Below are 24146 nucleotides of genomic sequence, written 5' to 3' on the forward strand. Positions count from 1 at the left end.
CGGGACATGCTTTCGCGCCCGGTTCGCGCAACCTGAGGGCTCAGGCAATAGCGTGGTCGATGGCTTCCATCGCCGCGACGATGTCCTCGATGCCGAGCGTGCGCTCGAAATGTGCCGAATAGGGGGCTTGTAACGTGAAGCGGGCGACTGTCTCGTAGTGCTCCCGAGTGACGACGCCAGCGCCCAGGTCGCTCAAGCGGACCGGCAGGCCAATGCGCGCATAGAGGCCGATCATGTCGCGCATGAAATCGGGGGCTCGACGTTCGAGATGGAGTTGAACTAGCAGCGCGTACGCGACCTGCAAGCCGTGTGGTGCCCGCGCCGACGTTTCGAGCCGGGACAGGCCACGCGTCATCGAATGAGCGATCGAGAGCCCCGCGCTTTCGAAGCCCAGGCCGCTCATCAGAATGACGGCTTCGACGAGCCGGTCGAATGCCGGAGCAGTGCGGCCGTGCTGGAGCTCGGCCAGCGCCGTCTCCGCATGGGCCTGGATGATCGAAAAGCACTCGCGCGCGAGCACGTACGCCGAATAGGACGGCCTCGCGCCGAACATGTTTTTGCCGCCGCTTTGCAGGCACTGCTCTGCTTCGAAGTATTTGCTGATCGCGTCACCGATCCCGGCAAGCAGGAAATGCGTCGGCGCCTGGGCGATCAACGTGGTGTCGACCAGCACATACGTGGCGCTGCGCGGCAAGTGCCTGACCGCCGCGAGTTGATGATCGTCGTCGTACACCACATAGTTTTTTGACGTGGGGGAGTCGTTCGATGCAACGGTGGGCACGGTGATCAACGCGCAATGAGCAGCATCGACGAGCGCCTTGCCGGCGTCGAGCGTCTTGCCGCCTCCGATCGCAACAACGACGCCATAGTCGAACGATTGCGCGGCATGCTCGAGCTCGCGGACTTTGCGATCCGTGAGTTCACCGCTGAACGCCAGCCAGCGCACGTCGATTTCGTGCGCGGCGCACGAGGCCGCGATTCGCGAGCCGAACTGCTCTTTCACGAAGCTGTCGCAAAGGACAAGCGCGCGCTCCGAGCAGTCGCGAATGTATTGACCGATATCGCCAAGGAGTCCATCGCCCTGGATGTAGCGGCCCGGAGAGCCAAAGATAAGTGCAGTCATGATTTCGAGTGACAGGTGGAGAACGTTCGGTACGGGGTCTTGAACAGATACATCACGTCCGATGCGTCAGTGATCGGGATGAAATACGCGCGCCCGCGTCACCGGTCGATCTGCTGGCACGGGCCGCGTGTTCGGGCAGCGAGCTCGCTGAGACGTTGGGTGACAAAGATGCCGGCCTCAGGCCTGCGGATTCACGTTGGGGAGCAGGAATTCGACAAAGTGATCGAGTTGCGACGTAACCATGTGTTCGCCACGGTGAGTGCGAGCGCCACGCGCTTCGGCTTCTGTCAGAAGCCGCGTGACCGCGGGCTGCATGACCACCTCGGCGACGACCATTGCAGGCGTCAGCTTCGACGTGTCGCACGGCAGCGCGTCGTCAAGTTTTAGCCCGAGCGACGTTGCGTTGATCACGATGTCGTGATTGCCCGGTTCGTCGCTGCCGGCTCTTACCTCACAGTTCGGCACCGCCTTTCCGACGAGTGCCGCCAGGTCGTGTGCTTTTTCCGGACTGCGGTTGGCGATCGTCAGCCGTGCAATGCCCGCGCGCGCCAGTGCCAACGCAAGGGCAGTCGCCGCTCCGCCGGCGCCTAGCAGAAGCACGTGCTTGCCCGCGAGCGCGATGCCCTCGCGCAGCATGCCGGCGACAAAACCGGAACCGTCATACATTCGCCCCGTATAACTGCCGCTCGCGTTGCGGCGGACCGCGTTCACGACGCCGAGCAACGATGCGTCGCCTTCGAGCTCGTCACACAGTTCTGCCGCCGCCTGTTTGTGCGGAATGGTGAGCACGACACCGGCCAGATTGGCGATGTGCCGCAATCCGTCCCACGCCTGCGTCAGATGCTCGGGACGCACGGCCCACGGAACCATGATCGCGTTGATGTTCTTCCTGGCGCAAAGGGCATTGAACAGGGTGGGCGTCCGGACGTGAGCGGCCGGCCACGCCATCAAGACAATTACCTGTGTTTCGCCATTGACCGCGGGCGAGGAGGGTGGAGTGGTCAGCATGCGTGTCTCCGCGTTGTTTGAAAATATATGATGCATCACGTGATGGCGATACGGCAAGGTCAATTTGCGGACCGCGATTCATGATGGCCGAAATGCCACGCGTACACAGCGACAGAAGACGCCGGGGCGCGTCGATCATTGCGCCAATAAGATATATGATGCATCATGCGTGAAACGAAGGCGAGATGCCGGATCTTGCCGCGCTCGCCTCGTTCCCTTCAGGTTCCAACAGGAGACTCTATGTCGACAGCATTGCAGGAGAGCGATCAGGCGCTTTCCAGGGAGACTCTCGCGCAGTTGCGCGAGAAGGCGCAATTCGTCCGCCTCGAGACGATTCGTCTGATAGAAATCGCGAAGACGGGACACTACACGTCGGTGTTTTCCGCAGCCGAAATCTTTGCTGCGCTTTACTACGACGTCATGGCGCTGCGTGCCGGCAATCCGCAATGGAAGGATCGCGACCGGTTCACGATGGGCAAGGGGCACGCGGCCGTCGGACTTTTTCCCATTCTTGCGGACTACGGTTTCATCGACCGGGAGACGCTCGATGGCTACACCCGTCTCGGCAATCCGCTCGGCGATCATCCGGACATGACCAAGGTTCCGGGCATCGATTTCAGCTCGGGGTCGATCGGCCACGCGCTGTCGAACGGTGCCGGCATGGCCAAGGCGGCGCAGATGGCAGGCAGCCCCTTCAAGGTTTTCACGTTGCTGGGTGACGGCGAAATGCAGGAAGGGCAGGTATGGGAAGCCGCGCTGTTCGCCGCGCATCACCGCCTCTCGAACCTCATCGCGATTGTCGATCGCAACGGCTATCAACTCGACGGCAAGGTCGACGACGTCATCGGCATCGAATCGCTTGCGGAGAAGTGGCGCGCCTTCGGCTGGGAGACGCATGAAGTAGACGGCCACGATCTGACTGCCCTCGTGCCGCTGCTGCGTCGTGTGAAGGCCGACCCGGTGCGCAGCAAGCCGGTCTGCATCATCGCGAAGACGGTCAAGGGCAAGGGCGTGTCGTACATGGAAACCGAACCCGGCTGGCATCTCGGCTATCTGGCCCCCGACGACGCGCAACGGGCGAGCGAAGAAATCAAGAGCAAGGTGATCTAAGCATGTCTACTCCGCAAAATCCCGATTCGTGGCAGTACCGCGCGCTCAACGCGCGCAATCCCGGCCTCGACTATCTGTCCGATGCGCTCATCGATCTCGCGCGCGAAGGTCATCCCGTCGTCGCCGGCTCCGCCGATCTCCAGTATTCGAACGGCTTGAACAAGTTCGCCGGCGAATTCCCGGAGCGCTACGTGCAATTCGGCATCTCGGAGCAGAACATGGTTTCCGCCGCCGCCGGCATGGCGACCACGGGCCTCATGCCGTTCGTCGCGACCTTCGCATCGTTTCTCGGCCTGCTGTGCTGTGAGCAGATCCGCATGGATGTCGCGTACTGCAAGCTGCCGGTGCGGCTCGTGGGTCACCATACCGGCATCTCGCTCGGCTTCTACGGTACCTCGCACCATGCAACGGAAGACATCTCGACGATGCGCGCGATTGCGAACCTGACCGTCATTTCGCCCGCCGACGGCGCGCAGCTCGCCGCCGCGATCCGCGCGTCGGCCACGTGGCCCGACCCGATCTACTTCCGCATCGGACGCGGGCGGGATCCGAAAGTCTACGAGGATGGTGTCGAGTTCACGATCGGCAAAGCCATCGTTCATTCGGTGGGACGCGATGTCACCATCATCGGCTGCGGATTGCCGGTCGCCGGTGCACTCGAAGCGGCTGACAATCTGAGGGCGGAAGGCATTTCGGCGGGCGTGATCGACATGCCGACCATCAAGCCGCTCGACCGCGACGCCATTATCGCGGCGGCGCGACAGTCGAAGGTGCTCGTCACGGTCGAGGAGCACAACGTGATTGGCGGGCTGGGCGCGGCGGTGGCCGAGGTCCTGGCCGACGAGGGGCTCGGCGTGCGACTCGTGCGGCACGGAATCTACGACGAGTACAGCCTGATCGCACCGCCGACGCATCTGTATGCGCACTACGAACTCGACGGCCCCGGGATCACCCGCGTTGCGCGAGCCGCGCTCGCGAAGGCGAGCTGACGTGCCAGCCGCCCGCGAAACAGCTCAGCGTCTCGCGGGCGGCACACGGTAATCGAGGTGTTTACGGTACGCGAAGGGTGGCAGCGACGCGCTGGCTCGCGAAGCCATCTCCCGACATCGGAGCTCGGGCGCCACCACTTCGCGCCAGTTCTGATAAACGGGAGTAACGATGTTGAATGACGATGGCTGGCGCGGCGCGGAGCTGCGCGATATGGATCTGTTGAGAGACGCGTGCCTGATCGGCAGCGAGTGGGTCACAGCCGATGACGGCACGACCATTGACGTGTTCAATCCGGCAACCGGCGCGTTGCTTGGCACGGTCCCGCGGATGGGCACGGTCGAGACACGCCGGGCGATCGATGCGGCTGCGCAGGCGCTGCCGCATTGGCGTGCGAAAACGGCAAAGGAGCGCGCCGCGTTGCTGCGCCGATGGTATGAGCTGATGCTCGAACATCGCGACGACCTGGCGAAAATCATGACGCTCGAACAGGGCAAGCCGCTGAACGAGAGCCGCGGCGAAATCGACTACGCGGCGTCGTTTGTCGAGTGGTTCGCCGAAGAGGGCAAACGGGTTTATGGCGACACGATTCCGTCGCCGGCCGGCGACAAGCGAATCGTCGTACTGAAGCAACCCATCGGTGTCTGCGCGGCCATCACGCCATGGAACTTCCCGGCCGCGATGCTCACGCGAAAACTCGCACCGGCGCTGGCCGCCGGCTGTACGATGGTACTCAAGCCCGCGAGTCAAACCCCGTTCAGCGCGTTGGCGCTGTGCGTGCTCGCCGCACGCGCCGGTATTCCGTACGGCGTGATTTCGTGCGTGACGGGCAAAGCGAATCAGATCGGTGCGGAACTCACGTCGAATCCACTCGTGCGCAAATTGTCGTTTACCGGCTCGACGGAAATCGGCAAGCAACTGCTGGCCCAGTGCGCCGCAACGGTCAAGAAGACGTCGATGGAACTGGGCGGTAACGCACCGTTCATCGTGTTCGACGATGCCGACCTCGATGCGGCAGTGCGCGGTGCGATCGCGTCGAAATATCGCAATGCCGGCCAGACCTGCGTGTGCGCCAACCGCCTGCTCGTGCAGGATGGCATTTACGACCGCTTCGTCGCGCGACTCGCGGAGGCCGTCGGCAAGCTGGTGGTCGGCAACGGCCTGGACGAACGCGTCACGATCGGGCCGCTGATCGATGCCGCTGCCGTTTCGAAGGTCGAAGAGCATGTGCAGGATGCGCTCGCGAAGGGCGCACGCGTCGTGGCCGGCGGCAAGCGCGCCGCGCAGGGTACGAATTTCTTCGAGCCGACTATCCTGGCCGACGCCACGCGCGACATGCGCATCTTTGACGAAGAGACGTTCGGCCCGGTCGCGCCGATCTTCCGGTTCACGACGGAATCGGAAGCCATCGCGCTCGCAAACGATACGCCGTTCGGGCTTGCTTCGTATTTCTACGGGCGCGATATCGCGCGGGTGTGGCGTGTCGCGGAGGCGCTCGAATACGGAATGGTCGGCATCAACGACGGTATCGTGTCGACCGAAGTCGCGCCGTTCGGCGGCGTCAAGGAAAGCGGCCTCGGCAGAGAAGGATCGCGTTACGGCCTCGACGACTATCTCGAGATCAAGTACCTGTGCTTTGGCGGCATCGCCTGATCGCCGGCCGTGCGGAAAAGGAAACGGCCGCCAATGGCGGCCATTTTTGGCTGATCGGCTTCGAACGCCGTATCGAATCGGCCTAGAAGCCGGACACATATCCTCCGTCGACGGGCAGTGTCACGCCGGTCACGAAGGCCGCGGCGGGCGACGCGAGAAACACCGCTGCGCCCGCGAGATCCCCTGCTTCGCCCCAGCGACCGAGAGCGGAACGCGACACGATCTTGCGCGACAACTCTTCCGATTCCCAGAATATCCGCGTCATGTCGGTTCGGTGATAACCGGGAGCGATCGCATTCACGCGCACGCGGCGCGGCCCGTATTCATGGGCCAGCGAGCGAGTCAGACCGACCACGCCGGTCTTGCTGGCGCAGTAGGCCGGTACATCGGCGTCGGCGAGGTAGCTGAGCATGGACGCGATATTGACGATCGAGCCGCGCGACTGTTCGAGGAGCGGGCGTGCGGCCTGCGACACGCGCATTACGCTACGCAGGTTGACGTCGAGTACATCGCCGAACACATCGTCCGCGTATTCGTCGCGCGGGCGAGCGACGCCCGCCGCATTGACGAGCACGTCAAGGCGTCCGAGGCTGCCGAAGAATGCGTCGATTTCGCCATGGTTGCGCACGTCCAGCGCGGCAAAACGCAGGCCGGTCAGCGACGCCTCGTTGCGTAGCGCGTCGAGCTTCGTTGCGGACGAGCCCGTGGCGATGGTATGCGCGCCGAGTCGGTGGAACGCCCGCGCGATGGCAAGCCCGATGCCGCTCGTCGCGCCGGAAACGAGCACGTGCCGTCCTGCAAAAAGGTTGTCGCGAAAACTGTCGGTGTCAAAGCTCATGAAGTGAATCTCCAGTGAAAGCACGCGGCGTGCGGACCAAGGCAGTGCACGCCTTTGCATTGCAGGCGGAACAAAGCGAAACGAATCAGTTGCTTGCGCCTTGCGCCCGAATCTCCGAAATCGACCGGACGGGCGGAATCGTGTACTTGTAGAAGAGGTTCGCCGGATTCGGATCGATCTTCTGGTCGACGTTGCCTTGCGTGATGATTGCCGGCGGGAAACCGGAGCCCATGGGCAGATTGTTCGCGTCGACGCGCCGCGTGAACGCGTTGTGGATGAATTCGATGGCAGCCACACCGGTCTGCTCGCCGGAGTTTTCGCCGGACACGAGGATGTTGCCCTTCTTGATCTGATCGAGCTCTCCACGGTAACCACCGGCTGCATCGGCGATGCGTATCTTCCCCTGCTTGCCCATGTTTCGTACGGCGCGCAATGCGCCGAGCCCCATGAAGTCGTTCTCGGAGAGGATGAAATTCAGCTTGCTGCCGTGCGCGGAGAGAATATCTTCCGTTGCTGCGAGGCTGCCTTCCTCGGTCCACTTGCCTACGCCCAGCGCGAGTACGTTGAACTTGATGTCCGGGGCGCTCAGCTTGCCGGTTTTCTTCAAGGTCTGGAACAGTTCGAAGCCGCGCAACATGGCGTCCTCTCGGCTCGCGCTTGTGTTGCGCTCGCGCATGCGCTGATCGACGATGCCCGCGATCAGTCCGTTGATGCGGCTTTCCGACGTCGAGTTTCCGAGCACGCCGATGACGACGGCTGCGTCGATCGGCGTGTCTTTGCCTGCCTCCTTCGCCACGTACCGGCCTACCTCGAAACCGCTTGCATAGGGGTTGCCAAGCAGTGTGGTGAGCACTCGGGCGCTCGCGTCCGGCGTGGTGCCGACGGTGACGACTGGAATGCCGGCATCGACGGCGCGATTGATGCATGCGGACACGCCCAGCGTATCGGTCGGATCGACCACAATGACGTCCATTTTGCGCGTGACGAAGTTGTCGATCTGCGCGCATTGGCGCTGCAGGTCGCCGTCGGCCACCTGCACGTCGATCGAGTAACCGTATTTCGCCGCACTCTGCCGTGCCCCCTTGATGAGCTCGACGAACCACGGATTGCCCAGCGTGATGTCGGTCCAGCCTATTTTTAGCTGGTTCGGATTGGCCGGCTGCTTCGGCCATGCCTTGCGGACCGCCGTTCGATCGGGCAGGGCTGGATCCACCACACCCGACAGTGCCGTATTCGGCAGCAGCGTGTAGATCTTTGCCTTGGCCTGGCTGTGGACAGGGGCGGTGATGCCGAACGCCAGCACGGTGGCAACGGCGAGTGCTCTGCGAGCAACTTTCATTTCAGTATCCTGAATAATATTATTGGATGAAAAAAGGGAGGCGGAAGGGCCGCGTGGCGGCCCGGGTGGATGGAGAAGTGGTTTAGCGTTGGCCGATGCGTTGAACCAGCACGGCAAGAACGATGATGGCGCCTTTGATGATCTGTTGCGGATAAACAGGCACGCTCAGGAGATTCATCACATTGCCGATCAGGCCCAGCACGAGCACGCCGATCACCGTGTTGAGAACTGAGCCTTTCCCACCCGAGAGCAACGCGCCACCGATCACGCACGTCGCGATGCCGTCGAGTTCCAGGCCGACGCCGGTGATCGGCGTGCCAACACCCGTGCGTGCCGTGAAAACGATGCCGGCGACGGCGCTCAGCGCACCGGAAATCACGTAGACGCAGAACTTGTAACCGCGCTCGGAAATACCTGCCAGCCGCACGGCCGTCTCATTGCTGCCCGTGGCGACGACCATGCGTCCAAACGTGGTGTAGGTCATCAGGAAGTAGAACAGCAGCGCGACGACCACGCCGAGCACGACCGGCCATGGCACGTTGATCCAGGGAACGCTGCCGCTGCCGAATTCATTGAGCAATTCCGCCGCCGGCAGATCGAGCGGCAGCATCGTCGGCTGGCCATTCGACATCATGTATGTGATTCCGCGTGCGATGGTCATCATGGCAAGCGTGACGATGAATGGCGCGAGCCCGAAGGCGGTCACCAGTACACCGTTGAACGCCCCGAAAAGCGCACCGAGCATCACGGCCAGCACGACCGCGATAAGGAGCCCGGACGAGCCGCCGAACGGCATCACCGGGACCAGCATGGCTACCAGCAGGCCGCCCGCTGCTGCAATCGACCCCACCGACAGGTCGATGCCGCCCGTATTGATCACGAGTAACATGCCGAGGCTGACGAACAGCAGGGGTGTCAATTGCCGTAGCAGGTTATAGAGGTTTTCCTGGCTCAGAAACGCGGGTGACATGACGCTCGATACGACGAACAGCACGATCAGCATGATCAACGCGTTATGGCGCAACAGACCGCGGAGCAGCGGAACATCGGTGCGCTGCGTTTGCATGATTCCTTCCATTACTTGACTCCCATGGCCAGCGATATCAGCGACTTTTCGTTGATGGCGGGGCCGCTGAGTTCGCCCGCAATACGGCCTGCACGCATGACGAGTACGCGGTCGCACAGGCCGATGATCTCCGGCATGTCGGAGGAGACCACGATGACGGCGACGCCGGCGCGTGCGAGATCGTTGATGACGTGATAGATCTCGATCTTGGCTCCGATATCGACGCCCCGCGTCGGCTCGTCAAGGATCAGTACCCGGCAGCCGTTCGAGAGCCACTTCATCAGCGCGACTTTCTGCTGATTGCCGCCCGAGAGCGTCGATACGTCGACCTCGGTATCGCGCGCCTTCACCCGCAGCTGTTTGATCAGTTCGCGCGTGCGCACGCGCTCGGCGCGATGATCGAGAATGCAGCGCAGGCGCGCGAGCGTGTTGCGCGGTGTCATCATCGCGTTTGCGCGGATCGGCATGTTCAGGAGCACGCCTTGCTGTTTGCGGTCCTCGGGCAGCATCCCGATGCCGCTCTCGATGCCGTGGCGGGGACGCTTCAGCTTTGCGACCGGACGGCCGTCGACCCGTATTTCGCCGCTGCTCCTGCGATCCGCACCGAAGATCGCGCGCATCGTCTCCGTTCGGCCTGCGCCGACGAGGCCGCTGAAGCCCAGCACCTCGCCCGCGCGCACGTGAAACGAGACGTCGCGCACGCGTTCGCCTGCGCAAAGGTCGCGTATTTCCAGCCGAGTATCGCCGATGCACGCGTCGCGCTTCGGAAAGAGATCCTGCAGCTCGCGGCCGACCATCAACTGAACGAGGCGGCTTTCGTCGATGTCGGCAATGCGCACCGTGCTGACGAAGGCGCCGTCCTTGAGCACGGTGGCGCTGTCGCACAGCCGGAAGATTTCTTCCAGCCGGTGCGAGATGTAAATGACGCATACGCCATCGCGCTTGAGCCGCTCGAGCAGGGCGAACAGACGCGTCGTTTCGCGCGCGGTGAGCACGGCCGTCGGTTCGTCGAATACGAGGACACGCGACGTGCGCGAGAGCGCCTTGCAGATCTCGACGATCTGCTGCTCGGCGACCGACAGCGTTGATACGGGCCGCGACACGTCCAACTCACCGAAGCCGAGCGCATCCAGTTGTTCGCGGGCGCGCGCCTTCAGTTTCGACCAGCGGATGATCGATGTTCCCGCGCCGAGGTCGTGCAGAAAGATATTTTCCGCGACGGACAAATGCTTTGCGAGCGAGAACTCCTGATGAATGACGGAGATTCCGTGCGCCTGCGCGGCGTGCGGGCTGTCGATCGGAAGGGGGCGACCGTCCAGCAGGATCTCGCCTTCGTCAGGCGTGTGCGCACCCGCCAGTATTTTCATGAGCGTCGATTTGCCCGCACCGTTTTCGCCCATCAGCGCGTGCACCTGACCGCCGTGCGCTTCCAGGCTGACGTTGCGTAGTGCCTGGACGCCGCCGAAGTGCTTGCTGATGTTGCGCATGATCAAATGGTTGCTCATCGTCTCCTCTGTAATCCTGTTTGCCTCGGGCGGTGTTCATCGCTGCCCCTAAGTGAACGCGTGTCATCTTGCGACGAGTGAAGATGGATGATGCATCATATATTCAAGATGACGTGACTTAGATGGGTATTTCCCCTAGGCGCTGCGAAGCCATACGGACACGGTCGTTGTTGTTCAATTGAGATGCATCATATATCATTGGTCGGCGGGATGTAGCGATGTGCAGTGCAGCGATGTGTAGTGCAAAAGAAGTCGCGCCCGTTCAATCGACCAGAAGCAGACACTGGAGACACCCTTGACATACGACTACATCGTGATCGGAGGCGGTTCGGCAGGCAGCGCGGTCACCGGCCGACTGATCGAAGCTGGCGCAAGCGTCCTGTTGCTGGAGGCGGGGCCGCGCGACAGGAATCCGCTCGTGCATATCCCTGCCGGTTTCACGCGACTGCTCTCGACGGATCTGCTGTATCACTACGAAACCGAGCCGCAGACCGGGCTCGACTCCCGGCCGCGCATCGTGCCGCAAGGCCGTGTGCTGGGCGGTGGCAGTTCCGTGAACGCGCTCATCTATATCCGGGGGCAACAGGAGGACTACGACGAATGGGCTCGCCTGGGCAACTCGGGATGGTCTTACGACGAGGTGTTGCCGTATTTCAAGCGCGCGGAGGACAACGAGCGGCTCGACGATCGCTATCACGGCGTCGGCGGGCCGCTTGGCGTGTCGGATCTCTCGCAACGCTGCGAATTGTCGACGGCGTTCGTGCGCGCCGCGCAGCAAGCCGGCATTCCTTTCACGCACGATTTCAACGGCGCGCGGCAGAATGGCGTCGGCTTCAATCAGATCACGACACGCGACAAGAGGCGTTGCAGCGCAGCCGTAGCTTATCTGCGCAACGCCGAGGCGAGCGGGCGTTTGACGATCCGTACCGGTGTGCGCGTGGACCGCATCTTGATCGAGGCGGGTCGCGCGATCGGTGTGGAATACGTCAGCAACGGCCAGGTCGTACGCGAGAAGGGCTGCAAGGAGGTGATCCTGTCGGCAGGAGCCTTGCAGTCGCCGCGCCTGCTGTTGCTTTCCGGAATCGGCGCGACGGAGGAACTCGCTCGGCATGGCATCGAGGCCGTGCAGGATCTGCCGGGTGTCGGTGCGAACCTGCAGGACCATATCGAGTTTCCGGCGGTGTCCTACTGTACGGGAAACTACGGTTACTACGGCCAGGACAGCTTCACCAACACGCTGAAGAACGGGCTGCAATATTTGCTGTTCAAGAGCGGACCCGTCACATCGAACGTGACCGAAGCCTGCGCGTTCGTGAACGTCGACGCGCCGCAAGAGCGTCCCAATATCCAGATGCACTTCGTGCCGATCGTGTTTCTCGACCTTGATCAGGATCACGTGAAGTCGGCAGGCGCGACAATCAATCCTTGCGTGCTTCGTCCGCAAAGCCGTGGCGAGATTCGTCTGCGCAGCGCGGATCCGGGCGCCGCGCTGTGGATCGACCCGAAATACTTCCAGCATGCCGAGGATCGACGCGTCGCTGTAGCCGGCCTGAAAAAGGCGCGCGAGATTCTCGCACAACCGGCTCTGCGCACCTATACGAGCGAGGAGGCGCTGCCGGGCGCGGGCGTCGCAACCGACGCCGCGCTGATGGACTACATTCGCAAGCGCGCGAAAACCGTCTATCACCCGGTCGGCACGTGCAGGATGGGCGTGGACGGGCACGCAGTGGTGGATCCCGAATTGCGCGTGCGCGGCATCGATGGATTGCGCGTGATCGATGCATCGATCATGCCGAATCTCGTGTCGGGCAATACGAACGCCGCTTCCATCATGATCGGCGAGAAGGGCGCGGACTACGTGCTCGGCAAGACGGCCCTGAGCGGCGCAGCACTTGACGCGGTGGTGTAGCGATGCTGGAAGATAGCGTGACGATCGGCACGAACAACACGACGGACACGATGGGCGCCTGGACCTGGCAGATCGCCGGCGCGCCTTCCGCGCTCGCATGGCGGCGTGCGGCGAGACCGGTGCCGGGGCCAGGAGAAGTGCTCGTGCGCAACCGCGCCGCGGGTCTGAATCCCGTTGACTGGAAATTCATCGAATGGGGCTCGCCGGCATGGCGGCCGGACCACATACCAGGGGTTGACGGGGCGGGAGAGGTGGTCTCGGTAGGCGCGGGCATCCAACAGGAATGGCTCGGCGTGCGCGTGGCCTACCACCAGTCGCTCACGCGCGACGGCAGTTTCGCAGAGTACACCGCAGTGCCGGCGCGCGCACTGTTGCGCTTGCCGCCGGGCCTCGGTTTTGCCGAGGCGGCGGCGTTGCCGTGCCCCATGCTGACGGCGTGGCAAGCCATGCAGAAAGTGCCGCACCGGGCCGGCCTCGAGGCACTGGTAATGGGTGCCGGCGGTGCGGTCGGCACGCTGTTGGTCCAGCTCGCAGTACGGGCACGCTGGCGAGTGTCGGTGATGTGCAACTCACGTCATTTCGAGCGCATGGCGCGTCTTGGCGCTTCGACGTGTCTGTTGCCGGACATCGGAAGCAGCGCCTTTTCATCGCATCGGCCGTTCGACGTCGTGTTTGACACGGTGAGCGGCCAGCATGCCGCCCGACTTGCGCGTTTCGTCGCCGTGAACGGCCATCTCGTCTGCATCCAGGACCGTCTGGAGACATCCCCGGTCGCGCCGTTTACGACGGCCATCTCGTTGCATGAAGTGGCCCTGAATGCGCTACACACACACGGCTCGGCCGCGCATTGGCGCACGCTGGTCGATGCGGGAGAGCGTCTGCTCACTGACGTGCTGTATCGCGCACTGGCGCCGCTGCCGATCGAGCCGATGCCGCTGTCGCGCTTGCCAGAAGCATTGGAATCGTTGAAAGCCCATACCGGGCACGGCCGGCCCGTCGCCGTAGTCGACTGAGCCGCCGCCGGGTTATCGGCATCGGCACCGCCTGTTGCGACGATGGAGCGTGATGTATCATGCATGAAAACATTTTTCGTCCCGTTATCAGAATGAAGCCACTCGCCCGTGTCGAAAAGAGCAATCTCTCGTCACGCATCTACGAAGAGATCCGCTCCCGATTAATGAACGGTCAGTACGCGCCTGGCGACCGACTGCGTATCAACGACCTTGCCGAAAAGCTCGGCACGAGCATCACGCCGGTGCGCGAAGCGATTTTCCGCCTGGTCAGTGAACAGGCCCTGGAAATGACTGCGGCAACCTCGATCGTGGTGCCGGTGCTCGACGCCGATACCGTTGCGGAGATTCAGCTCATGCGGCGCCTTCTCGAGGGTGCGGCGGCCGAACAGGCGGCGCAGCGCATTACCCCAAAGGAAATCCGCCATCTGAGCCTGACGCACGACGAGTTCATCGAGGCCGTTGCCGCGAGCCCTTCAGAGGCTGCGGAGCGCAATCGCGACTTCCATTTCGAATTGATGGCGGCAGCCAGGATGCCCACGCTCAGCGCCACCGTGGAAACCATGTGGGTCCGGATGGGGCCGCTGCTGCACACGTTTCATTCGCATCTGCCACGGCGCGAGATATCGAATCGTTCGCACCCTCACTATCGCGTGCTGGCCGCGCTGCGCAAGGGTGATCCAGAAGGGGCATCGCGAGCGATCCAGGAAGATATCGAATGGGGCCAGCGCGTGCTGCTCGAATGGATGGCCGAGCGGGAGCATGGCGAAGTCGCCGCTACGTAAGTAGCCGATCACCCGATCCGATTGCGATGCTACCCACGCGGGTAGCACATGCATGCGGCGGCGCATCGCCGCCGCCTATCCTTACTTCTTCGTCACGCGATGCTGAATCCGCCGTCGATCGGAAGGACGACTCCCGTGATGTAGTCCGCATCGGCCGAGCAAAGGAATTTCACGCCCCTGGCGACATCCGAAGGCTGCCCCCAGCGCCCGAGCGGCAGACGTGCGCGAATCGAACCGCTGCGCTCGGGGTTGTTCAGCGCTCCGGCAGACAGTCGCGTTTCGATCCAGCCGGGCGCCACTGCATTGACGCGCACCCCGCGATCCGCGAACGCAGCGGCGTGCGCGCGCGTCAAGCCAACGAGGCCGGCCTTGCTTGCCGTATAGGCAGGATTGCGGGCCGAGCCGAAAAAGCTCCACATCGATGCGATATTGACGACGCAGCCGCGCACCGCGGACAGCTTGTCGAGCGCGACTTCGGTCGTGAGCTGGCAGGCGTTCAGATTGACGTCGACCACTTTTCGAAAGCCCGCTGAATCGAACTCCGCGCGGTCGTGGAGGATGATTCCGGCGGCGTTGACGAGCACGTGAATCTGCGCAAGATCGCCGAATGCGTCGCGAACTTCAGCGGCTGACGTCACGTCGACTCGCCGGAACGCGATCGCCGGATCGAGATCCTCGTCGGCGTCCTTTCCGACGGACACGGGGCGCAGGCCCGCACGCAAGAATTCTTCGGCGATCGCGCGACCGATGCCGGTGCCGCCCCCCGTTACTACAGCAACTTTCGTCATGGACTTTCCTCCTGTGGAAATAAAATATATGATGCATCATATGCCCGTATGCGGATGGGCACAAGCGTCCGGGTCGATCGTGGCGGTGGAGGAGGAAAGCTACGGGCATTTCTCGATGCGATGCAGCAGATGCAGCAGATGCGGTGACGATGACGGCAAGGCTGAATCCCCTTTTTAAATTCAACAATTGGAGACTCGAATGACCAATGCGAAGCGGTTTTACATTGCGGGAAAATGGCAAGCGCCTGAGTCGAGCGCGCAGATCGAAGTGGAAAACCCGGCTGACGAGTCGATTATCGAGACGATTGCCGCTGCTACCGCGTCGGACGTCGGTCGCGCGGTAGCGGCTGCAAAAGCTGCGTTCGGCGAATTTTCACGGACCACCGTCGAACAGCGGGAGCGATGGCTCGTCAAACTACTGTCGATCTACAATCGGCGCTACGACGAGATGGCGCGCGTGATCTCGCTCGAGATGGGTGCGCCGATCGATTTCGCTGTAGCTGCACAGGCCCGCACGGGGCAAGGGCACATTGAGGCCGGGATCCATGCCCTGCGGACGTTTCGCTTCCAGCACGCAGTCTCTGGCGGGACTGTGGTTCGCGAACCCATTGGCGTGTGCGCATTGATTACGCCGTGGAACTGGCCCATCAACCAGATCGCGTGCAAGGTGGTGCCTGCCCTCGCAACCGGGTGCACGATGGTGCTCAAGCCGAGCGAGGTGACGCCGCTGAGTGCGCTTTTGTGGGCCGAAATGATCGATGAACTCGATTTGCCGCCTGGCGTGTTCAACATGATCAACGGCGACGGTGCGACTGCGGGCGCGGCGCTTGTGGCGCACCCTGACATCGATATGATTTCGTTTACGGGTTCGACCCGCGCGGGCAGCGCGATCGGCGCGGTGGGTGCGCAAATGATCAAACGGGTAACCCAGGAACTGGGCGGCAAATCGCCGAACATCATTCTCGAAGGCGCTGATCTGCGCCAGGCCGTGGAGAGAGGCGTGCGCCATTGCATGGCTAATAGCGGACAGTCCTGCAATGCGCCGACACGCATGCTCGTGCCCGAGAACGAATACGCGGCGGCTGTCGAAATCGCTCGTGAGGTGACCAACGGCATTCATGTTGGACGTCCCGAGCAGCACGGCAGCCATATCGGCCCTGTCGCGTCGCACGTTCAGTTCGAAAAGGTCCGTGCGCTCATCCAGGCGGGGATCGATGAGGGCGCCACGCTCGTCGCCGGCGGTCCGGATGCGCCGGCGGGTCTCGAGCGCGGCTACTATGTCAAGCCGACGGTGTTCGCGGATGTGCATAACGATATGCGTATCGCGCGCGAGGAGATCTTCGGCCCCGTTTTGACGATGATCCCGTACCGGAGTCTCGACGAAGCGGTCTCCATCGCGAATGACACGCCGTACGGACTTGCGGCATATCTGCAGGGCGATGCGGAATTGGCACGGTCCGTCGCAAGCGAGCTGCGTGCCGGTATGGTGAGCCTCAACGGCGCCGATCAGTCTTTCGATGCACCGTTTGGCGGCTATAAGCAGTCGGGGAACGGGCGCGAGTGGGGAGCGTTCGGTTTCGAGGATTACCTGGAAACGAAGGTCATTAACGCGGTCGGATGACATGAATGCCGAGTCGATGCTCGTGAACGTGTGAGGACCAGATTCAATCAGCCTGGCTCCATCGAGATTCGTGGAACGCTTGAACGATATCGATGATGCCAGGCATCCGCATGCGGAGATGCCCGCGCATATCCGGACAGTCAGATCGATGATTCCTGCTGGATTTGAGCTGCTCTAGAATGGGTCCGGAAAGCTCAAGCGGCAGCAGCCCCATCTTAGTGACCAAAAGACGCCGTGCTTCACCTTTTTCGAATGCGTGACGCCGCCCAGAGCTCTCACTGGTTCCCCCTTCACTTTGCACTGGACGACCGCAATCGGAGCTTCCCGCTCATCCTTGTATAGGGTGGCAGTTGATACTGCCAACTGACGCTTCCGAGCACGCAGATAGGCTAGCACCCGAAGAAAGGCAAACATCGTTGCCGGAGCCGATGCAAAGTAGAACGAATGACAGGGTCGGCCTATGACATGCCGGGTGCCAAGAGTGAGAGGGGGCCGTTGTTGTCTCACACCTGCCGTTACGCTGTAATCGGCTTGTGCATAGGCAACGGTTCGCTCTGCGGTGGTCGTGCGGTGCAGAACGGCGACCGGTTGAATCCAGCGTCGTTCAGAGTCGTTCGCGTCGCCCCAGAACCGCCATTCGCGGTCGCGTGCCAATCCTGACGCCGGGATGAACGCGCCAGCGAGATAGGGAACCTTACCACGACAGAACGATTGCGAATTCAAACTCGGATTCAACCGGGGCCGTTATCCAAGATTGAAATGGCCCGAAGAAATCAGGCAGGTCAGGGAAATAGATGGCAAATTCTAGACTGACGATACGTCCTCCTCGCGCCCGAGTACTGAGGCTGGCACATTTCAGCCTTCAGAAGATCCGGGGATGCCGCGTCGCCATCGGCGCTTCGGGCACGTGCACTTCGAGGTTACGCCTTGAAGGATCGCGGTAGCGCCAATCCGTGCTTCCGGAACAGGCGCGCGAGATAGGACGGTGAATCGAGACCTACCGCTGCCGCCGCCATAACGACCGTCATGCCGGGTGATTGCAATAGCTGCGTGGCGTGATGCACACGCTGCCGCGATTGATAGTCGACGATGGATTCGCCAGTGACGTCGCGAAACAGGCGCGTCAACGTGCGCCGTGACAGACCGAACTCGTAGGCAATGCGATCGAGCCCCATCGATTGATCGAGTGTCGCGTCGAGAAATCCCCGAATGTCTTTCACGAGTTCACGGCGCGCGTCGATGGGTGTCAACGGCAGATGGCCCGCGATCAGTCCCGCTTCGATGCACGTGGCCGCCAACGTCTTGTTAGTCAGTTCCCGCCGATAGGCCGCGAGTTCGCCGACGTCGTGCTGACCGGTGTCGGTGGCGAGACGCACCGCGTTGAGCAGCGCCAACGGCGCGGACCGGATGGCAATCTTCGCGCACGACAGGCTTCTTTGCGCCTTGCGCTCGCAGAACGCGACGAAATCACTCGCCACATAGACGGCGACGTGTTCCTGCTCCTTCCGATAGCCGTGCGTATCGTGCAGGCGCTGCGGCGGCACCACGACAAACGACTTGGGCGCCAGGCGCAAGGGCGAGGCGTTCGATTCGACGTTCAGGATCAGTTGGCCGGTGCGCGGCAGCAAGAACATGTACTCGTCATGTTCGTGGGGCTGCGTGCGGTAATCGCCGATCGAAACCTGCCGAACATCGGCAATGCGATTTTCGGACAAGTGGGTATTGGCGGTCGGATAGTGCTTCACGAATTTACCCTTGGGCGCTCCATGCGGTGGGTAGCGACTGGCCATAGCGGGCCTTGTGGACCGCCGTATCAATGGGATGTCCCAGTATAGCGGTACAACCTTCCGTGCACGTAGCCGGGCACTCACGCAGCCAGCCAAGCCCGGTTCTCAGGGAAAACACGGGTGTGCGCGGACTCCCGCGCGGTGGGCCGGACGCCCGATTGGCCCAGTTGTGTGCTTGTCGTGGCCCAACAGGCGGCGAAACTTTGGTTCCCGTTCGGCATGCTGGCGTCACTTACACGCTGGAGCCAGTTCATGTCGGTCGAGAATGTCCCGTCCTTGTTGCCTCATTCCCCCAATGCCACATCCCGGTTACCCCCGTACGGTGGCATGCATTTCGTGCGCGTCTTTCCCGCAGGGCAGGGCGGCGGCAACCCCGCGCCCGTCGTACTGGATGCGGATTCGCTGTCGGTGGACGAGATGATGGCGATCGCCGCGCGCTACGGTCACGAAAGCGCATTCGTGTGCGCACCGCGTGATACGGGCAGCACGTATCGTCTGCGCTTCTTCGTCCCCCGGCACGAGATGGAGATGTGCGGTCATGCGACGCTCGGCGCATTGTGGCTTCTGCGGCGGCTTGGCCGCTGGACATCCCGCGTCGCGACGCTCGAGACGTTGAGCGGCATCGTCGACGCTCGCTTTGACGAAAGCACGCAATCCATCGAAGTGAGCCAGCCCAAAGGCATCGTGCAATCGATCGGAGACGCGCGGCAGCACGTCGCGATATGCGATGTGCTGCGCATCGATGCTGACGATCTGGATGCTCTCGGCATCGTCAACGCCACGACGAGCCGGACCAAGACGCTGATACCGATTCGCTCGGTGCAGCGACTTCATGCACTGACGCTGTCCTTCGAAAAGGTGCAGGCGCTATGTGACCAGCTCGAATCGACGGGCCTTTATCCGTTTGCGGTCGAGCGTAGACAACCTCTCGAGGTGCACGCGCGCCAGTTTCCGCGCTCGTCCGGGTATCCGGAAGATGCGGCGACGGGTATCGCCGCGGCCGCGACCCTCTACGGTGCGTTGCACTACGGCCTGCTCGCGCACGGCGCGTCGGGCATGACCGTGCATCAAGGGTACGCGATGGGCAAGCCGTCCAGCATCCGGGTCGAAATGCGAGACCCCGACAACGCCGACGCGGGCTGCTGGATCAGCGGCGCAGTCGAAAGCATGATGCTGGAGCCGCAGCAATGAAGATCTTTACCAACGACCAGATCGCGGCAGTGCTCGACGTGCGCCTCGCATCGGACGCCATTCGCGATGCCTATCTCGACCTGCAGAACGGCACAGCGGCCGTTCAGCCTCGCGCACGCATCGGCTTGTCCGACGTGAAGTTCAGCGCAATGAGCGCAATGCTGGGCCTGGCCAAGGTCGCGGCGATAAAGATGTACACGACGATCGACGGCCAGTTCCGCTTTTACATCGCGCTGTTTTCGCTCGTCGATGGCGGGCTCCTCGCGATGCTCGAGGGCGATGCGATCACGGGCGTGCGCACGGCCGCGACCACCGCGCTTGCGGCCCGACATCTGGCGCGTCCTGGGAGCCGACGCCTCGGACTGTTCGGCAGTGGCGTGCAGGCGCGGGCTCATGCCGAGGCCTTGGCCGGACGAGCCGGATTGCGCGAAGTGATGATTCACAGCCGCGATGCCGTATCCGCGCATGCACTTGCCGACAGCCTCGGGCATCGGTTCGGTCTCAACGTATCGGTGGTCGATGCCGAAGCGTGCGCCGCCGCCGACATCGTTGTCGTCGCAACGCGTGCATCCGAACCGGTCATACGCGGCGAATGGCTACGACCGGGTGCATTCGTCGCGAGTATCGGCGCGACGCGTCCCGATCAACGCGAACTCGACGACGCGTCGTTGCTCGCGGCCTCGCGCATCGTCGTGGACTGGATGCAGCAGACGCCGTTCGAAACGGGTGACCTGCTGCGCCCGTCACGTGCTGTGATCGACAGCAGGACGATGGTGGACCTTTCGACCGTCATCGGCGCCGACGAGCAGCGCGCACGGGACGCCCCCGACATCGTGATCTACAAGGCAGTCGGCATCGCCCTGCAGGACGCGGCCGTCGCGCATATGGCTTACCTGCGGCTTGGCGCGTGACGCCTCTCGTCAATGTCGTTTGTCAAAGATACGCTTGGAGTCACTCATGAAATTTCCTCTTGCTGCACGCATTGTTGTCGGGATGGTGCTCGGCATCGCAACCGGCGTTGCCTGTCACGCGATGCTGCCCAACGCGGATGCAGCCAACCAGGTCGGCGGCTATTTCTCGCTTCTCGCCGACGTGTTTCTGCGCCTGGTCAAGATGATCATCGCGCCGCTCGTGTTCTGCTCACTCGTCATCGGTGTGACGAAGATCGGCGATGTGCGCGCGGTGGGCCGCATCGGGATCAGGACGCTGGGCTGGTTTCTCTTCGCGTCGTTCATCTCGCTCGCGCTGGGCGCGCTGATCGCCAACTGGTTGAAGCCCGGCAGCGCGCTCAACCTGCCGTTGCCCGTGATCAACGCCTCGACCGGGTTGAGCACGAGCGGGCTGTCGCCCAAGGAATTCGTGGTGCATCTAGTGCCCAGCAGCATTGTGGGGGCGATGGCGAACAACGAAATCCTGCAGATCGTGGTGTTCGCCGCCTTCTTCAGCGTCGGGCTTACGACGCTGGGCGACAAGGCGCAACTCGTCGTTCGCATGCTCGACCAGGTCGCTCACGTCATGCTGAAAGTGACCGGCTATGTGATGGCGCTCGCGCCGTTCGCGGTGTTCGGTGCGATCGCGAACGTCGTGACGACGCGCGGCGTGTCGGTTCTCATAACCTTTGGCCGGTTCATGGGCGAATTCTACGGAAGCCTGATCGTGCTATGGCTTCTGATGGTATTGGCCGGTGGCGTGTTGTTCGGGCGCAGGGTATTTTCGCTTGTGCGTTTCATGCGTGTGCCGATGCTGATCGGCTTCAGTACGGCCAGCAGCGAGTCCGTTTATCCGAAGATGCTGGAACAACTGGTCCGTTTCGGTGTCCCCGAACGTATCGCGAGCTTCGTTTTGCCGATCGGCTATTCGTTCAATCTCGACGGCACGATGATGTACTGCACATTTGCCACGCTGTTCATTGCGCAGGCGTATGGCGTTCATCTGTCGTTCGTGCAGCAGTTGTCGATGCTTGCCATCCTGATGCTGACCAGCAAAGGCATGGCCGGGGTGCCGCGCGCCTCCTTGGTCGTCATCGCCGCGACACTGGGCCAGTTCAATATCCCCGAGGCCGGGCTGCTCCTTATCATCGGCGTTGATCATTTCCTGGACATGGGGCGCACGGCGACCAATGTGCTGGGTAATGCGGTCGCCTCGGCCGCCGTCGCGAAATGGGAAAACGTGCTCGCGCCGTCGTCCGCGGATGTTTCGGTCGATGATGCCGGCGGACATCACAAGGACGGGATTCGCCCGGACGACGAAGGGGCTATTGCGGGAGTGTGAGGCGCTGCTCCAACCGCTCTATAAGCGTAGGCTGCCGAAAAGGCTGCGTTGTGATCTGCTGTTGTTGAAGCCCTTAAAAACTGCTAATCGTGTCCATAGATTACGCTAATGTAAGACACGGCCCCGGCCCCGCGAGATAAGGCATTGCTGACCTGCCCCCTTCAATAGGGCCAATGGGCTTCTAGCAAAGTCCCTTTAAACCAACTCCTGGAAAGCGGCAGGAGCATCCGCGGTTGCCCGATGTTTCGCCGCAAACTCTGACGGCGCAAGGTAGTTCAGTGCGCTGTGCGGCCTTTGCTCGTTGTAGTCCTGACGCCATGCCGCGATGACAGCCCGAGCGTGCGCGAGCGTCGTGAACCAGTGCTCATTAAGGCATTCGTCGCGGAACTTGCCGTTGAACGATTCGATGTACGCATTCTGCGTTGGCTTGCCCGCCTGAATCAACTTCAGTGTGACGCCGTTCGCATACGCCCACTGGTCAAGCGCGCGGCTCGTAAATTCGGGGCCCTGGTCTGTTCGCACTGCCTTGGGATAGCCACGGAAGCGAGCTGCACGGTCCAATGCCCGAGCGACATACAAACCTGAGATGCCATGGTCGACGACGATGTCGACAGCCTCTTTCGTGAAGTCGTCGACGACGGTCAGGCACTTCACGCGCCGGCCGTTGGAAAGCGCGTCCATCACGAAATCGATTGACCACACCTCGTTGGGCGCGCCCGGCAATGCCAGTTGCTCGCGCTCAATCATGACGCCCTGGCGCTTGCGACGGCGCCGCACAGCCAGCCCTGCCTCACGGTACAGGCAATAGATGCGCTTGTGATTGGCGTGCGTGCCTTCGCGTTCCACCAGGGCGTGCAGTCGGCGGTAGCCGAATCGACGACGTTCGTGCGCCAACTCCACCAGACGCGCCGCTAGCACCTCATTCTCGTGGTCCGGCTTTGCGTCGTAATGCAGCACGCTGCGAGATAGCCCGACAAGCCGGCAGGCGCGGCGCTCGGAGATGTTGACCTTCTCCCGAATCGCCGACACTGCTTCGCGTTTGGCTTGCGGGCTCAGGGCTTTCCCTTGACGACGACCTTCAACGCTTCCATGTCGAGCATTGCTTCGGCCAGCAGTTTCTTCAGCCGGGCATTCTCCACCTCGAGGTCCTTGAGCCGGCGGGCTTCCGAGACTTCCATGCCGCCGAACTTTGCGCGCCACGTGTAGAACGACGCGTCACTGAACCCGTGCCTCCTGCACAGTTCCTTGACCGGCATGCCGGCTTCCGCTTCCTTCAGAAACCCGATGATTTGCTGTTCCGTAAAGCGCTTCTTCATGTTCGTCTTCTTCTCCGAAAACGAACTTTACTAGACTCCGGCTGGCCCTGTTTGTAGGGGGCAGGTCACAACAAATTAGCCCCCATGCAGTGGGATACATGGGGGGTGTCCAGCACTTGACGGTTACGGCACCTTCAGCCTATTACCACCGACAAGGAAAAATATCACTGGTAGTATTTCTAAATTACCGATCACCAACCGCCAGTGCAATAGCCAATGCAAGCGTTGGCCGCTTGGGAAAATGACAAAGCTGCTACAGCCGATGCAGCCAAGAGAGAGGAGATAATCAATTTGGCCTTGGTGTTGAACATGAGTCGCTCTCCAATAATTGGTGGTTAATCAGGCATGAATATTGCAAGTAAATTGCGACCGCGAGCATCAACGCGTTTTTGTGTTGTGCTCAGGATTAGTCTACCCGAACCCGGGACAGACATTTTCGTATTCGCACGACTCTTTTAAATAACCACTAAATCATAACGCTAGTGTTTCTCTGAAAATATCTCGACGTCGCCAATGGTATGCTTGGAGGTGCAATAGGCGCTTTTGCATTCATCGCATCCAAGCTTCGGGACGATGAGCGATTACGCCTGACCGTGCTCGGCAAAGAGCGGGCATCGAAGGATGCATGTCAGCTATCTGCGTCGTCGCCTGTTGTCGGGGATCCCATCCGGCTTTGTACTCTCGGCCTTGCTTGCGACATATCTTCCGAATTCGAACGATGTGCTACTTGCTCCGGCCGGGATCATTAGGGGAGCGTCCGACGTATTCGAATCTCGCATGGCCAAGGGCCGACGTTCGGGATAACGATGTAGCTCCTACCCCGACCTCGATGCTCGTGC

Annotated in this window: 19 protein-coding genes; 10 read left to right on the top strand and 9 right to left on the bottom strand. The window is 61.9% G+C overall.

The window, feature by feature from the left end:
* Window positions 1–40: 40 nt before the first annotated feature.
* Both FFI87_RS21250 and FFI87_RS21255 read right to left on the bottom strand, forming a co-directional pair.
* A complete protein-coding gene (locus FFI87_RS21250) occupies window positions 41–1123 on the bottom strand; it encodes a glycerol dehydrogenase (protein WP_012366415.1) in 1083 nt (360 codons plus the stop codon).
* Window positions 1124–1300: 177 nt separating this feature from the next.
* Entirely contained in the window at window positions 1301–2131 is an 831-nt protein-coding gene (locus FFI87_RS21255; protein ID WP_138849167.1) for a shikimate dehydrogenase family protein, read from the bottom strand.
* Window positions 2132–2371: 240 nt separating this feature from the next.
* Between FFI87_RS21255 and FFI87_RS21260 the strand changes: the two genes are divergently transcribed.
* The 3 genes from FFI87_RS21260 (at window position 2372) to gabD (ending at window position 5881) form a co-directional block, all read left to right on the top strand.
* Window positions 2372–3241, top strand: a complete 870-nt coding sequence (locus tag FFI87_RS21260; RefSeq protein WP_012366413.1) for a transketolase — start codon at window positions 2372–2374, stop codon at window positions 3239–3241.
* A 2-nt stretch (window positions 3242–3243) separates the two neighbouring features.
* Window positions 3244–4230, top strand: a complete 987-nt coding sequence (locus FFI87_RS21265) for a transketolase family protein (protein ID WP_012366412.1) — start codon at window positions 3244–3246, stop codon at window positions 4228–4230.
* Between the two features lie 169 nt (window positions 4231–4399).
* Window positions 4400–5881, top strand: coding sequence for an NADP-dependent succinate-semialdehyde dehydrogenase (gabD, locus tag FFI87_RS21270; protein ID WP_012366411.1), 1482 nt, complete (start codon window positions 4400–4402; stop codon window positions 5879–5881).
* 82 nt (window positions 5882–5963) lie between these two features.
* On the opposite strand, the gene FFI87_RS21275 is transcribed toward gabD, so the two are convergent.
* From FFI87_RS21275 to FFI87_RS21290, 4 genes are all read right to left on the bottom strand, one after another.
* A complete protein-coding gene (locus tag FFI87_RS21275) occupies window positions 5964–6719 on the bottom strand; it encodes an SDR family NAD(P)-dependent oxidoreductase (protein ID WP_138849165.1) in 756 nt (251 codons plus the stop codon).
* An 85-nt stretch (window positions 6720–6804) separates the two neighbouring features.
* Window positions 6805–8058 carry a sugar ABC transporter substrate-binding protein gene (locus FFI87_RS21280; RefSeq protein WP_012366409.1) on the bottom strand — a complete coding sequence of 418 codons (1254 nt, stop codon included), beginning with the start codon at window positions 8056–8058 and terminating at the stop codon, window positions 6805–6807.
* An 82-nt stretch (window positions 8059–8140) separates the two neighbouring features.
* Window positions 8141–9124, bottom strand: coding sequence for an ABC transporter permease (locus FFI87_RS21285; RefSeq protein WP_041490191.1), 984 nt, complete (start codon window positions 9122–9124; stop codon window positions 8141–8143).
* A gap of 11 nt (window positions 9125–9135) precedes the next feature.
* Window positions 9136–10629, bottom strand: a complete 1494-nt coding sequence (locus FFI87_RS21290) for a sugar ABC transporter ATP-binding protein (RefSeq protein WP_012366407.1) — start codon at window positions 10627–10629, stop codon at window positions 9136–9138.
* A gap of 295 nt (window positions 10630–10924) precedes the next feature.
* On the opposite strand from FFI87_RS21290, the gene FFI87_RS21295 reads away from it, so the two are divergent.
* Genes FFI87_RS21295 through FFI87_RS21305 form a run of 3 tightly spaced genes read left to right on the top strand, consistent with a single transcriptional unit; the run spans window position 10925 to window position 14333 of the window.
* Window positions 10925–12538 carry a GMC family oxidoreductase gene (locus FFI87_RS21295; protein WP_138849163.1) on the top strand — a complete coding sequence of 538 codons (1614 nt, stop codon included), beginning with the start codon at window positions 10925–10927 and terminating at the stop codon, window positions 12536–12538.
* Between the two features lie 2 nt (window positions 12539–12540).
* Window positions 12541–13551, top strand: a complete 1011-nt coding sequence (locus tag FFI87_RS21300; protein ID WP_138849161.1) for a zinc-binding dehydrogenase — start codon at window positions 12541–12543, stop codon at window positions 13549–13551.
* Window positions 13552–13610: 59 nt separating this feature from the next.
* Entirely contained in the window at window positions 13611–14333 is a 723-nt protein-coding gene (locus FFI87_RS21305; protein ID WP_012366404.1) for a GntR family transcriptional regulator, read from the top strand.
* A gap of 92 nt (window positions 14334–14425) precedes the next feature.
* Here the strand turns inward: FFI87_RS21305 and FFI87_RS21310 are convergent, their stop codons facing one another.
* Window positions 14426–15121 carry an SDR family NAD(P)-dependent oxidoreductase gene (locus tag FFI87_RS21310; protein ID WP_012366403.1) on the bottom strand — a complete coding sequence of 232 codons (696 nt, stop codon included), beginning with the start codon at window positions 15119–15121 and terminating at the stop codon, window positions 14426–14428.
* A gap of 199 nt (window positions 15122–15320) precedes the next feature.
* Here FFI87_RS21310 and FFI87_RS21315 point away from each other — a divergent pair, with 199 nt between their 5' ends.
* The gene (locus FFI87_RS21315) at window positions 15321–16742 is read left to right on the top strand and encodes an aldehyde dehydrogenase family protein (RefSeq protein ID WP_138849159.1); all 1422 of its coding nucleotides are present in this window, start codon (window positions 15321–15323) and stop codon (window positions 16740–16742) included.
* Between the two features lie 920 nt (window positions 16743–17662).
* Here FFI87_RS21315 and FFI87_RS21325 read toward each other — a convergent pair.
* The gene (locus tag FFI87_RS21325) at window positions 17663–18487 is read right to left on the bottom strand and encodes a helix-turn-helix domain-containing protein (RefSeq protein ID WP_261378629.1); all 825 of its coding nucleotides are present in this window, start codon (window positions 18485–18487) and stop codon (window positions 17663–17665) included.
* A gap of 294 nt (window positions 18488–18781) precedes the next feature.
* On the opposite strand from FFI87_RS21325, the gene FFI87_RS21330 reads away from it, so the two are divergent.
* From FFI87_RS21330 to FFI87_RS21340, 3 genes are read left to right on the top strand one after another with little or no spacing between them, the layout of a single operon-like run.
* A complete protein-coding gene (locus FFI87_RS21330) occupies window positions 18782–19720 on the top strand; it encodes a PhzF family phenazine biosynthesis protein (protein WP_138849155.1) in 939 nt (312 codons plus the stop codon).
* A complete protein-coding gene (locus FFI87_RS21335; RefSeq protein WP_012366399.1) occupies window positions 19717–20631 on the top strand; it encodes an ornithine cyclodeaminase family protein in 915 nt (304 codons plus the stop codon). The genes FFI87_RS21330 and FFI87_RS21335 overlap by 4 nt, the downstream gene beginning before the upstream one ends.
* A 46-nt stretch (window positions 20632–20677) precedes the next feature.
* On the top strand, window positions 20678–21991 hold the full coding sequence (locus FFI87_RS21340) for a dicarboxylate/amino acid:cation symporter (protein ID WP_138849153.1): 1314 nt from the start codon (window positions 20678–20680) through the stop codon (window positions 21989–21991).
* 195 nt (window positions 21992–22186) lie between these two features.
* Here FFI87_RS21340 and FFI87_RS21345 read toward each other — a convergent pair.
* Window positions 22187–23307, bottom strand: a protein-coding gene (locus FFI87_RS21345; protein ID WP_138849151.1) for an IS3-like element IS407 family transposase whose coding sequence is annotated in 2 segments (ribosomal slippage) — window positions 22187–23049 and window positions 23049–23307 — 1122 coding nt in all. Because the reading frame shifts where the segments join, the coding sequence is not laid out codon by codon here.
* Window positions 23308–24146 lie beyond the last annotated feature (839 nt).

Source organism: Burkholderia sp. KBS0801, from assembly GCF_005937855.2.
GTDB classification, from domain to species: Bacteria; Pseudomonadota; Gammaproteobacteria; order Burkholderiales; family Burkholderiaceae; genus Burkholderia; species Burkholderia ambifaria.